5 protein-coding genes are annotated in these 14,826 nt (G+C 41.8%); 4 read left to right on the forward strand and 1 reads right to left on the reverse strand.

The window, feature by feature from the left end:
- The first annotated feature begins 563 nt into the window (after positions 1–563).
- From TOL5_RS22445 to TOL5_RS08190, 4 genes are all read left to right on the forward strand, one after another.
- Positions 564–11,333: a BapA/Bap/LapF family large adhesin gene (locus TOL5_RS22445; RefSeq protein WP_228740314.1), complete on the forward strand. Its 10,770-nt coding sequence runs from the start codon at positions 564–566 to the stop codon at positions 11,331–11,333.
- A gap of 111 nt (positions 11,334–11,444) precedes the next feature.
- Complete coding sequence (locus tag TOL5_RS08180; protein ID WP_121775264.1) at positions 11,445–12,041, forward strand: IMPACT family protein; 597 nt, start codon at positions 11,445–11,447, stop codon at positions 12,039–12,041.
- Entirely contained in the window at positions 12,034–12,651 is a 618-nt protein-coding gene (locus TOL5_RS08185) for an acyltransferase (protein ID WP_121775265.1), read from the forward strand. Before TOL5_RS08180 ends, TOL5_RS08185 begins: the two co-directional genes overlap by 8 nt.
- Before the next feature lie 129 nt (positions 12,652–12,780).
- A complete protein-coding gene (locus tag TOL5_RS08190) occupies positions 12,781–13,623 on the forward strand; it encodes a universal stress protein (RefSeq protein WP_004824550.1) in 843 nt (280 codons plus the stop codon).
- 414 nt (positions 13,624–14,037) lie between these two features.
- On the opposite strand, the gene TOL5_RS08195 is transcribed toward TOL5_RS08190, so the two are convergent.
- Complete coding sequence (locus tag TOL5_RS08195; RefSeq protein WP_004824548.1) at positions 14,038–14,703, reverse strand: O-methyltransferase; 666 nt, start codon at positions 14,701–14,703, stop codon at positions 14,038–14,040.
- Positions 14,704–14,826: the final 123 nt, after the last annotated feature.

Genomic DNA, 14,826 nt, shown 5'->3' on the forward strand with positions numbered 1-14,826 from the left:
ATTAAAAGAATGGAGTTTTATACTCCATTTTTTTGTTTAATACAAACTATTGGTTAAATAAAAATAAATTCTTAATTTATTAAATTTGCATAATATGTTTTTTTTGCAATATTATTTACATTGATAAAAAAAATTACATTTTTTATATAAAATTTAATTTATCAATAATTTTTAAGTTTCAATAATACCCGTAAATTTTAAATGGAAATCACTTGTCTATAAAAATCATGGTTAATCAGCTTACGCTGTAGATGGTTTTTATCAGAATGTAAGATTATTAATAAAAGATTAATAAATTTGTAAAAATGATGAAAGAAACAGCAAATGATGAATATAAAGCGATAATTAAATTTAATTGCGTATAGATAGTCTAAAAATATTGAATAAAAATAAATAAATGATAAGCACATCACGAAATTCTTTTAAATAGATTAGTTATTATAGACAACTAATATTTTTTATAATGTTATTCATTTTTATTATTAAAACTATACACTTGTGAATTTTGTCGCACTTATTTATCTTTTTTGCATAAGAGTGAATTATAAGACGGAAGAACTATTATGAAAAACATCACAATTTATGAAAAAGGAACGGCTAAAATTCTGACTCAGGATTTAGTGAATAAACATCACGCTGTTTATAAAGTCAATTTAGATAGTGCTGAAATAGCCAAAATTGTTAAAGTTAATAATAATCTGGAGGTGTATTTACAAAGCGGAGAAAAAGTTGTTATTGAAGACTTTTTTATTGGAGAAAAACCAAAAGAATTTACTATAGAAACTTCAGATGGAAAACATTATTTACTTGAATTCCTTGAATTTGATGCAAATGGCACTGTGACTAAAATTGATTATCTGGGTATTAATGATTTTCATGAATATTTGGTTGGTGAGCATGCAGCAGTACCAGTATGGGCATGGGTTGCAGGTGCAGCAGGAATTATAGGTATAGCCGCAGCTGCAGGAAGTAGTGGTGGAAGTTCAAATCATTCTGGAAATGGTGATAAGACTGCTCCTAAAATAACACATCAGATTTTAGATAATCAAAAAATTAAAATAGCTGCGGATGAAGCAAGTAAGATAACCATAGTTGATTCTACTGGAAAAACAATTGGTAGTGGTCAATTAAATCAGGCGGGTTCGCTGGATATTACTTTGACCAGACCATTGGTCGATAATGAAAAAATTACAATTACAGCAATTGATAATGCTGGAAATAAAACAACAGAAACAATAAATGTTGGGGATGTTACAAAACCAGAAGTTGAAGTAAATATTGTTGATAATAACACTGTTCATATTGTTTCAAATGAACCAGGTAGCAAAGTTATTATAAAAAATGAAGCTGGTCAAACAATTGGAGAGGGAGTAATTGGTTCTAATGGGGAGCTAAATGTTGATTTAAATACTACATTAACTGATGGTAGCAAAATTATTGTAGATGTTATTGATACTTCAGGTAATCAAACAGAAAAAGTAATAACGGTAGGAGATGTAACACCACCGATTATTGAATCAAATATTAAAGACGCAACTCATATCGAAGTTACCTCAAATGAATCAGGGCAAGTAAAAATTACCGATAGCAATGGCAATGTGATTGGTACAGGCACGATCACTGGGAACAACGTGGTTGATGATATTCAACTGACTCGTCCATTGGCTGATGGTGAAACGGTCACAGTGACAGTAACAGATGCTGCGGGCAATCCTAAAGCTCTTGATATTACTGCTGGGGATGTAACTGCGCCAACAATCACTTCTACGGTTCAAGATGCGACGCATATCGAAGTCTCGTCAAATGAAGCTGGTCAAGTAAAAATTACTGACAGCAACGGTAATGTGATTGGTACAGGCACGATTACTGGGAACAACGTGGTTGATGATATTCAACTGACTCGTCCATTGGCTGATGGTGAAAAGGTCACAGTGACAGTGACAGATGCTGCGGGCAATCCTAAAGCCATTGATATTACTGCTGGGGATGTAACAAACCCGCAATTTGAATCTGCAAATGTTGATAATAGTGGGACACAGTTAACGCTGACCTATAGTGAAGCTCTTGATTCAACAAATTTACCAACACCAGATAGTTTTGTTGTAACTGCGGGGGGGCAATCCGTAACTGTTACTGGCGTATCAATTAATGGCAATAACGTTATATTGACTTTAGCTCCACCAATTACAACAGGGCAAAGTGTTCAAATAGCTTATACCGATCCAACGACAGCCAATGATATCAACGCGATTCAAGATGTAGCTGGCAATGATGCAGCGAGCTTACCTGCAACAACAGTGACCAATGATTCGACAGTTCCAGGTACGGACACTACACCCCCTATTTTTGTTAGTGCTACAGTGGACAATACAGGAACTCAATTAGTTTTAACTTATAATAAAGATCTGGATAGTGCTAATTTACCTTTGATCAATAGTTTTGCTGTAACAGCAGATGGTCAGATTGTTGCAGTGACTGGTGTGAGTGTGAATGGTTCAACGGTGGTGTTGACCTTGGGTACAGCAGTGACAGCAGGTCAAGCGGTTGAAGTGGGTTATACCGATCCAACGGCAGGCAATGATGTCAATGCAATTCAGGATGCAGCAGGCAATGATGCAGCGAGCTTACCTGCAACGCCAGTCAGCAACGATTCGACGGTTCCGGGTGGAGATACGACAGCCCCAACCTTTGTCAGTGCGGCAGTAGATACGACAGGTACATCGTTGACTTTGACCTATAGTGAAGCGTTGGATGGAACCCATCCACCGGCTGTAGGTGACTTTACTGTGACAGCAGGTGGTCAGGTGGTGACTGTCACCGGTGTTACCGTTGTCGGTTCAACGGTGGTGTTAACCTTGGGTACACCGGTGACAGCAGGTCAAGCGGTTGAAGTGGGTTATACCGATCCAACCGCAGGCAATGATCTCAATGCGATTCAGGATGCAGCAGGCAATGATGCAGCGAGCTTACCTGCAACACCAGTCAGCAACGATTCGACGGTTCCGGGCGGAGATACGACAGCGCCAACCTTTGTCAGTGCGGCAGTAGATACGACAGGCACATCGTTGACTTTGACCTATAGTGAAGCGTTGGATGGAACCCATCCACCGGCTGTAGGTGACTTTACGGTGACAGCAGGTGGTCAAGTAGTGACAGTGACCAATGTTGCGGTTGTGGGTTCAACGGTGGTGTTGACCTTGGGTGCACCAGTGACAGCAGGTCAAGCGGTTGAAGTGGGTTATACCGATCCAACGGCAGGCAATGATCTCAATGCGATTCAGGATGCAGCAGGCAATGATGCAGCAACACTACCACCAACTTCAGTAAGCAATGGTTCGGTGATTCCAGGCGGAGATACCACAGCACCAACCTTTGTCAATGCGACAGTTGATCCATTGGGTACGACCTTAACGCTGAACTACAGTGAAGCGCTTGATCCATTAAATCCACCAGTTGCAGGCGACTTCGCAGTGACTGCGGATGGTCAAGTGGTTGCGATCACGAATGTATTAGTGGTGGGCAGTAGTGTGGTGTTAACCTTGGGTGCTCCAGTGACTGCAGGTCAAGCGGTTGAAGTGGGTTATACCGATCCAACGGCAGGCAATGATGTCAATGCAATTCAGGATGCAGCAGGCAATGATGCAGCGAGCTTACCTGCAACGCCAGTCAGTAACGATTCGACGGTTCCGGGTGGAGATACGACAGCGCCAACCTTTGTCAGTGCGGCAGTAGATACGACAGGCACATCGTTGACTTTGACCTATAGTGAAGCGCTTGATCCATTAAATCCACCAGTTGCAGGCGACTTCGCAGTGACTGCGGATGGTCAAGTGGTTGCGATCACGAATGTATTAGTGGTGGGCAGTAGTGTGGTGTTAACCTTGGGTGCGCCAGTGACAGCAGGTCAAGCGGTGCAAGTAGGTTATACCGATCCAACAGCAGCTAATGATCCGAATGCGATTCAAGACATTGCGGGCAATGATGCAGCAACACTACCACCAACTTCAGTAAGCAATGGTTCGCTGATTCCAGGTGGAGATACCACAGCACCAACCTTTGTCAATGCGACAGTTGATCCATTGGGTACGACCTTAACGCTGAACTACAGTGAAGCGCTTGATCCATTAAATCCACCAGTTGCAGGCGACTTCGCAGTGACTGCGGATGGTCAAGTGGTTGCGATCACGAATGTATTAGTGGTGGGCAGTAGTGTGGTGTTAACCTTGGGTGCGCCAGTGACAGCAGGTCAAGCGGTGCAAGTAGGTTATACCGATCCAACAGCAGCTAATGATCCGAATGCGATTCAAGACATTGCGGGTAATGATGCAGCAACACTACCACCAACTTCAGTAAGCAATGGTTCGCTGATTCCAGGCGGAGATACCACAGCACCAACCTTTGTCAATGCGACAGTTGATCCATTGGGTACGACCTTAACGCTGAACTACAGTGAAGCGCTTGATCCATTAAATCCACCAGTTGCAGGCGACTTCGCAGTGACTGCGGATGGTCAAGTGGTTGCGATCACGAATGTATTAGTGGTGGGCAGTAGTGTGGTGTTAACCTTGGGTGCGCCAGTGACAGCAGGTCAAGCGGTGACAGTGGGCTATACCGATCCAACAGCAGCTAATGATCCGAATGCGATTCAGGACATTGCGGGTAATGATGCAGCAACACTACCACCAACTTCAGTAAGCAATGGTTCGCTGATTCCAGGCGGAGATACCACAGCACCAACCTTTGTCAATGCGACAGTTGATCCATTGGGTACGACCTTAACGCTGAACTACAGTGAAGCGCTTGATCCATTAAATCCACCAGTTGCAGGCGACTTCGCAGTGACTGCGGATGGTCAAGTGGTTGCGATCACGAATGTATTAGTGGTGGGCAGTAGTGTGGTGTTAACCTTGGGTGCGCCAGTGACAGCAGGTCAAGCGGTGCAAGTAGGTTATACCGATCCAACAGCAGCTAATGATCCGAATGCGATTCAAGACATTGCGGGCAATGATGCAGCAACACTACCACCAACTTCAGTAAGCAATGGTTCGGTGATTCCAGGTGGCGATACCACAGCACCAACCTTTGTCAATGCGACAGTTGATCCATTGGGTACGACCTTAACGCTGAACTACAGTGAAGCGCTTGATCCATTAAATCCACCAGTTGCAGGCGACTTCGCAGTGACTGCGGATGGTCAAGTGGTTGCGATCACGAATGTATTAGTGGTGGGCAGTAGTGTGGTGTTAACCTTGGGTGCTCCAGTGACAGCAGGTCAAGCGGTGACAGTGGGCTATACCGATCCAACAGCAGCTAATGATCCGAATGCGATTCAGGACATTGCGGGTAACGATGCAGCAACACTACCACCAACTTCAGTAAGCAATGGTTCGCTGATTCCAGGTGGCGATACCACAGCACCAACCTTTGTCAATGCGACAGTTGATCCATTGGGTACGACCTTAACGCTGAACTACAGTGAAGCGCTTGATCCATTAAATCCACCAGTTGCAGGCGACTTCGCAGTGACTGCGGATGGTCAAGTGGTTGCGATCACGAATGTATTAGTGGTGGGCAGTAGTGTGGTGTTAACCTTGGGTGCTCCAGTGACCTTGGGTCAAGCGGTGACAGTGGGCTATACCGATCCAACAGCAGCTAATGATCCGAATGCGATTCAGGACATTGCGGGCAATGATGCAGCAACACTACCACCAACTTCAGTAAGCAATGGTTCGCTGATTCCAGGTGGAGATACCACAGCACCAACCTTTGTCAATGCGACAGTTGATCCATTGGGTACGACCTTAACGCTGAACTACAGTGAAGCGCTTGATCCATTAAATCCACCAGTTGCAGGTGACTTCGCAGTGACTGCGGATGGTCAAGTGGTTGCGATCACGAATGTATTAGTGGTGGGCAGTAGTGTGGTGTTAACCTTGGGTGCTCCAGTGACAGCAGGTCAAGCGGTGACAGTGGGCTATACCGATCCAACAGCAGCTAATGATCCGAATGCGATTCAGGACATTGCGGGTAATGATGCAGCAACACTACCACCAACTTCAGTAAGCAATGGTTCGCTGATTCCAGGCGGAGATACCACAGCACCAACCTTTGTCAATGCGACAGTTGATCCATTGGGTACGACCTTAACGCTGAACTACAGTGAAGCGCTTGATCCATTAAATCCACCAGTTGCAGGCGACTTCGCAGTGACTGCGGATGGTCAAGTGGTTGCGATCACGAATGTATTAGTGGTGGGCAGTAGTGTGGTGTTAACCTTGGGTGCTCCAGTGACAGCAGGTCAAGCGGTGACAGTGGGCTATACCGATCCAACAGCAGGTAATGATCCGAATGCGATTCAAGACATTGCGGGCAATGATGCAGCAACACTACCACCAACTTCAGTAAGCAATGGTTCGCTGATTCCAGGTGGAGATACCACAGCACCAACCTTTGTCAATGCGACAGTTGATCCATTGGGTACGACCTTAACGCTGAACTACAGTGAAGCGCTTGATCCATTAAATCCACCAGTTGCAGGCGACTTCGCAGTGACTGCGGATGGTCAAGTGGTTGCGATCACGAATGTATTAGTGGTGGGCAGTAGTGTGGTGTTAACCTTGGGTGCGCCAGTGACAGCAGGTCAAGCGGTTGAATTGGGTTATACCGATCCAACAGCAGCTAATGATCCGAATGCGATTCAGGACATTGCGGGTAATGATGCAGCAACACTACCACCAACTTCAGTAAGCAATGGTTCGCTGATTCCAGGCGGAGATACCACAGCACCAACCTTTGTCAATGCGACAGTTGATCCATTGGGTACGACCTTAACGCTGAACTACAGTGAAGCGCTTGATCCATTAAATCCACCAGTTGCAGGCGACTTCGCAGTGACTGCGGATGGTCAAGTGGTTGCGATCACGAATGTATTGGTGGTGGGCAGTAGTGTGGTGTTAACCTTGGGTGCTCCAGTGACAGCAGGTCAAGCGGTGCAAGTAGGTTATACCGATCCAACAGCAGGTAATGATCCGAATGCGATTCAAGACATTGCGGGCAATGATGCAGCAACACTACCACCAACTTCAGTAAGCAATGGTTCGGTGATTCCAGGTGGAGATACCACAGCACCAACCTTTGTCAATGCGACAGTTGATCCATTGGGTACGACCTTAACGCTGAACTACAATGAAGCGCTTGATCCATTAAATCCACCAGTTGCAGGCGACTTCGCAGTGACTGCGGATGGTCAAGTGGTTGCGATCACGAATGTATTAGTGGTGGGCAGTAGTGTGGTGTTAACCTTGGGTGCGCCAGTGACAGCAGGTCAAGCGGTGCAAGTAGGTTATACCGATCCAACAGCAGGTAATGATCCGAATGCGATTCAAGACATTGCGGGCAATGATGCAGCAACACTACCACCAACTTCAGTAAGCAATGGTTCGGTGATTCCAGGTGGAGATACCACAGCACCAACCTTTGTCAATGCGACAGTTGATCCATTGGGTACGACCTTAACGCTGAACTACAGTGAAGCGCTTGACCCATTAAATCCACCAGTTGCAGGCGACTTCGCAGTGACCGCAGATGGTCAAGTGGTTGCGATCACGAATGTATTAGTGGTGGGCAGTAGTGTGGTGTTAACCTTGGGTGCTCCAGTGACAGCAGGTCAAGCGGTGCAAGTAGGTTATACCGATCCAACAGCAGCTAATGATCCGAATGCGATTCAAGACATTGCGGGTAATGATGCAGCAACACTACCACCAACTTCAGTAAGCAATGGTTCTGTGATTCCAGGTGGCGATACCACAGCACCAACCTTTGTCAATGCGACAGTTGATCCATTGGGTACGACCTTAACGCTGAACTACAGTGAAGCGCTTGATCCATTAAATCCACCAGTTGCAGGCGACTTCGCAGTGACTGCGGATGGTCAAGTGGTTGCGATCACGAATGTATTAGTGGTGGGCAGTAGTGTGGTGTTAACCTTGGGTGCTCCAGTGACAGCAGGTCAAGCGGTGCAAGTAGGTTATACCGATCCAACAGCAGGTAATGATCCGAATGCGATTCAAGACATTGCGGGCAATGATGCAGCAACACTACCACCAACTTCAGTAAGCAATGGTTCGATTGTTCTTCCGCCACTTAATGCTGTAAATGATGAATTTGCATTAAATCTAGGTCAGGAAGTCCGAGTAAACCGTACTGAAGTTGCAGGTTCAGATATCGCAGTTGTTGATATCTTGGGGAATAATGCTACTGGTTTAAATTTCTCAATTCCACAAACACCAGGAAGTGCAGGTAAGGGAGCGACAGGTAATATTTCTGTCACAGTGTCACAACAAGACCTGATTTCGGTCGGTGAGGCTGTTCAGATTGTTATTTATCAGCAAACTAGCAATGGACCAGTGGAAGTTGCACGTGGTACGAGTCAAGGTGGTATTGTCACTGTGGGTGGTATTGGAATCATTGGTGTCGTGAATAGTAACGACTCAATTAAGCTTGATTTCACTAATTTACCTGAGGGTAATTATACGGTTGCAGTTCAGGCTGATGATAGTGCTCTAACAACTTTACTCAAAGACGTTGCGATTACTGACCTTGGTGGCGAAGGAGAAATTCTGGGTGCTTCAAATGCGGCAGCTATCGAGGCAGCAATTAATGCAGTACTTGGTCCATTAGGTGCTCCAGTTCTCGCTTTAGTCAATACAATTTTAATTCCTGTAAATACACTCGGTTTACCGCTTTCAAGTGTCGTTAACCAACTATTAAATGTATTGCCAATTAGCGTAGTTGATTACATTGTTGATGCAGCTGTTGCTCCTCTATTGTCAAACTTATTAACGATTTACGAAAAAACAAATATTAGCGTAACTGGAACTGAAGAGGTTTTTGCAAACTATGCAGTGACAGGTAATGTTTTTGCTGATAATGGAAATGGTCAAGATGTAATTGGTGGTGGTTCAATCACTGAAATAGATGGTGCACCTGTTGCACAAGGTAGTGTTACAATTCAAGGAGAGTATGGAAGTCTTGAAATTAACACACTAACAGGAGTCTTTACTTATACTGTGACAGCTGGAGAATCGGCTGTTGGAAAAACTGAAATATTTGATTATAAGCTGTCTAATGGAGCAACATCTGATACGGCTCAAATCATTATAAATATTGCAGGAACACCAGCAGACCCTGGTGACTTAACACCACCAGATTATGTTGATCAGGTTGTTGCAAATGATGATCTTGCAACTGTTAAAAATTATCAAGAAACCGTGGGTGATGATGTAGGAGTACAAGGAAGAGCTTCTCAATTATTAGGCGTAAATTTACTAGGACTTAATGTTTCTTTAGGCAACACAGTTCCATTTAATTTTGAAGTTGAAGAGAACAGTACTTCTAGTATTAATGTAAATGTGAGTGGAAGCTTTGTAAATGCTGCACTTGGTGGGATTGTTGGCACTTTATTAGGTACCTCTGGTAAGGTATTTAATGCTGTACTTGAGCGTCAATATTTGGATGAGAATGGTGTCGCGCAAAAAGAATATTTTATTGTGCAAGATGCCGTTAAATTGACAGCAACAGGTCTATTGGGAGCCGTATTTACTTATTCTGGTCAGATTAATGTGGATAGTTTGCCGCCAGGTGTTTATACAATTGCATTGCAAGAAAATCCAACGGATGCTGGTTTATTACAACAGATACTAAATCTTTTGGATTCAACTTTATCTGCACAATTGTTCGGCGGTGTCGAGTTGACCATGCAAGCGCAAACCAACAAATATTTGGGTTCAGGCAGCATAGAAGGTAATGTTATTTCAAGTGTAGATGGTGCAGATGAAGTTAATACAACGACATTTGTGACACAAGTCGAAAATGAAATTGGTGGTCCAATTGTGACATTGTCTGGTGCAAATACAGTTGTGGTTGGGGCTTATGGAACATTATATATCTCTCCAAATGGACATTATAAATATGTAAGCAATGGTGCACCTGAGGACATTGGTAAAGTAGATACCTTCACATATACAATTCGAGATTTTAATGGAACTCAAGCTACTGCCCATTTGAATATTCGTATTGATGGAGATAACTCTGGTGTGGTTTGGGATAATGCAAATCCTCAAAATGATGTGACACTTCCTGCTCCAATAGTGCTTGATAATTCAGATCATGCGGTGATTGGCGCTGTGACAAATATTCATCAAACAGTTACATCGACTCAAGGTGAACTTAAGGTTGCATCGGGTCTGTTTGGTGCTGGTGGAAATGGTACTTATACTCCGACAACATTTAGTATTGCAAATACAGATTCCGCTCAGGTGGTTGTAAAAGTAAATATACCTGCACTTTCAATTGGTGTAGCACCACAAATTATCCTTACAATAAAAGATCAAAATGGCGTTACAGTCGGAACAATTACGCAAACACCTGTTCTTACGGTATTAGGTGGAACAGTCACTGTAGATATTCCTAATTTAGGACCAGGAACTTACACAATTACATCATCTGCTTCAGGAAATACTGGTCTGGCATTTAATGCAGCAGTGACAGTCGATCAAAACATTACCCACTATAATGATATTGCTCCAGTTACTGCGGCTCCTATAACAGGTAATATGTTAACTGACGATACCTATAATCATGCTTATGCTAAATTTAGCATAGATACGGGGAATGGTCAGTTTACCGAAGTTGGGTACAACGGTATTACCATACAAGGCGACTATGGCAGTCTATTCGTGAAAAGTGATGGAAGCTATGTTTATACACCGAAGGCTGGTGAAATTGGTCGTCAAGAGGTATTTGATTATAAGCTGACAGTTTTCGGTCAAGATCATATTGCTTCACTTACTGTGACGATTGATGCAGTTACGACTGGTGATGCTCTACGTAATACGCTCATTAGTGGTGAGCTGAATGATAGTTTCACTGGTAATGGTGGCTCCGATGTACTTGTTTATCATGTACTTGAAAGTGCAAGTGCAAGTGGTGGAAATGGTACGGATCATTGGACAGATTTCCATGCTGGAAATGTGAATACTGATACGAATGCAGATGTCATTGATATCTCTGATTTGCTCATTGGTTTTAACAGTGCAAATATCACCACTGATTTAACAGCATCTGCAAACTATTTGAAAAACTATCTTGGTGTAAGAGTTGATGGCAATAATGTCACACTCACCCTAGATCGTGATGGTGCAGGAACTACCTACACTGGAAAAACTGATTTGCTTCAATTGGATAATTTGGCGCAATCAGGTGCTGCATTTAACGGCAAGACAGAGGATGATATCTTGAAACTCCTGCTTCAAAATCATCAACTTGTTCTCTAATCATCCAGTTGTGCTTAAACCCTAAGTTCGCTTAGGGTTTTTTATTGCCCAATGTTTTTAAAATCCACGTTATAATTAGAACATATTGAGTTTGAATGTTTTATTTTCATTATGGTTTTTACACTTGCATCCGAAACGTTTTTTGAAGAAGAGATCAAAAAAAGTCGATTTCAAGCCATTGCAGCGCCAGTTGAAAATGAACAACAGGTTAAAATGTTTTTAGAAAAGCATTTAGATCCTACAACCACTCATCAGTGCTGGGCATGGAAAATAGGACACAATGTTCGTTTTAATGATGACGGTGAACCTTCAGGTACAGCAGGTCGCCCGATTCTTGCAACCATTGAAGGAAATGATTTAACCAATTCAATTGTATTGGTCAATCGATGGTACGGTGGTATCAAGTTAGGTACAGGTGGCTTGGTTCGTGCTTATGGAGGCTGTGCAGGGCAGTGTTTGGTCTTAGCAGAAAAAATAGAACTAATTGAAAAGAAAAAAATATATTTTCAATGTCAATTCAATGAGTGGGCAATATTTCAGTATGAATTAAACACACAACATATTGAATACAATGAACAATATACTGCTGAAGGTGTCGAGGTTGAAGCATTGTTGCAAATACATCAACTCGATCCATTACGTTTAAAAATTCAAGATGTTACACGCGGACGTGAACAGCTTAAATTAATGGATGAAAGCAATGACTGAACAAGATCCATTATTAAAATATCGAGAACAGCATAAACACCGTTTAAATTATATGCCTTGGCTATATTATTCACTTAAGCAGAAAAATCGAATTTGGGCTGAACAGTGGCAACAAGAATATCAAACATATTTAATGGAAATGGAAACTGTCGAAATCGGAGAAAATTGCTTTATATCTCCGCTTGCACATATCTTTGCTGAGCCAGGACGAAAAATTAGTATTGGAGACAATACCTTTATTGCAGCTGATTGTACCTTACATGGTCCTTTAGAAATTGGCAGTGAGGTTGCGATTAATCATCACTGTATTTTAGATGGAGGTCGTGCAGGGATTAAATTACATGACCAAGTACGAATCGCAGCCTATTGTCATCTCTACGCATTTGATCACGGTATGGCGTTGGACCAACCAATTTATCAACAAGCAGTAAGTTCTAAGGGCATTGAAATTGGTCAAGATGTTTGGTTGGGTGCACATGTCGGCATCAAGGATGGAATTAAAATTGCCTCACATGCTGTAGTGGGTATGAATAGTATGGTAACTAAAAATATTGCTGAACGAGAAATCGTCGCAGGCAATCCAGCGCATTTGATTCGTTACCGTGAATAACCGCACAATTTGTACAAATACATAATTAAATTATGGAATTAATTACATAAAGCTGTCCAATTTTATAGAAACTTATGCTAATTTAAAATCAAATAGACCCAAGGCGATATCGCCAAAGTGAGGTTAAAAATGAATAGAGTAGTTGCTTGTATTGACTCTTCTCCTTGTATTAATGCATTGGCAGAAGCAGCAGCTTGGATTGCTCAGAAAACTGGTCGACAACTGGTTTTATTGCAAGTATTAGACTATTACCCTGCAAGTTATCATTTAGGGGAAATTAGTGGGGTAATCGGTTTTGAAAGTAATGCAATGTTACTCAAAGAGCTTGCAGAACTTGAGCAAAAACAAAGTGAATTAGCACTCGATTATAGTAATAATCTTCTTGAACATATTTCTGAAATGATTCAGGAAAAGTATGGTATTACCCCTGGGCGAATTCAGGCGAAAGGTGATTTTCTTGAGCAAAGCTTTAATGAGTTGACTGAGGATGATATTGCAGTCATTGGTCGAGTTGGCGAGCGTTCAGCTGAAAAAAATAAAACACTGGGAAGTAATGTAGAGAATTTCATTCGTGGTGCTAAAAGTACGGTATTGACAGTAGGTCAAACTTTTAAACCACCAACACGTTTTATTTTTGCTTATGAACTTTCTGAAGCATGCCAAAAAATGCTGAAACGTGTAGAAAAAAGTGACTTATTAAAACTTTTACAATGCCATTTACTTTATGTGGGAGATCATCCTGAAATCCTCAATGAACCCGCACAACGACTGAAAGATGCAGGCTTAGATGTCGTTGTTGAATATCGTTACGGGGATGTTGCTGAAAATATTTTGGATTATCAAAATCAACATCAAATCCAATTAATTGTATTAGGTGCATTTAGCCACAGTAAAATACATCAATTTTTCTTGGGCAGCGTGACAACGACAATTTTTAGGAATTCGGCTGTTCCGTTGTTGGTGACTAAATAATGAGACTGAAAAATGTGATCATCAAATTAGCTTTTTTTGAATATTGATTACATTTTTCTCTATCCAAGTTCCTGTGATTATCAACATAGAAAAAAGCCATAAATCAGAGAATTTATGGCTTTTTTCTATTAAAAAATTTTGAATAAATCTTGCATTTCTAAAAGCAAGTGCTTTTGAAACTGTAATGAATTTAACTGGTTGAAAATTAATCTATCATTAAAATATATTATTTTTCATTGAGTTATTTGGTAATACATAAGTTATCCACAATTCTACAAACAAGTTCAGGGGATAACTTTAAGAAAAAAAATCATGATCTAAATTTTAGTAGAAAAGTAGGCAATAAAAAACCGCCATTTTTGAATTGGCAGTCTTTTGTCATTACATCTGTATTTCAGCAGGGTATTTGAATATTTATTTGACGATCGCAATTGCAAATCCATCATGCCCTTTACTGCCTACTGTTTGTAAAGCTGTGCATGATAAAATTTGGGGATGATTCTGCATCGCTTTATACATATCTCGAATGCCTTCAATGCTTGGTTTAATGTTATTTGGATCAAGAATATCTCCTGCGCGGATCACATTATCCAAAACAATCACTGTACCTGAATGTGATCGCTTTAAGCTTAATTCTAAATATTCAGGATAACTTTGTTTATCTGCATCGACAAAAATAAAGTCAAAAGGCGCAGTATCTTCAGGCAAAGCTTTTAAAATATCAGCAGCACGCCCACACTTTAATTCAACAGTTTGTTTAAGTTTTGCGAGGTCAATATTTTCTTGACCTAAAGCTGCATGCGTATCACGTCCTTCAATTGTTAAAATATAACCATCTTCAGGTAGGGCACGCGCTAACCACATGGTGCTATATGCTGCAAAAGTCCCTAACTCTAAAACACGTTTACATTTGTTCATTTGAATCAGCATTTGCAACAGCATGCCTTGATTTGCAGCAACAGCGAGATGGTCTGGAAAGCCTTTATCCGCAGTATTTTTTAATGTTTGTGTGAGGATCGGATCTTCAGGAATTAAATGTGATTCGATATAAGCATCGATGTCTGACCACATTTGTTGCATGTTCTACCACCTCATTGGATCTGTGTTAGATGCATTTTAATCGTTTAAAAGAAGAGTGCAATTTTAATAAAAGCTTTTGGATTAAATTTAAGCATTCTCAATTGTCCTTATCGTTAAATCGAG

Origin of the sequence: Acinetobacter sp. Tol 5 (genome assembly GCF_019702905.1) — a bacterium.
Taxonomy (GTDB): Bacteria; Pseudomonadota; Gammaproteobacteria; order Pseudomonadales; family Moraxellaceae; genus Acinetobacter; species Acinetobacter bereziniae.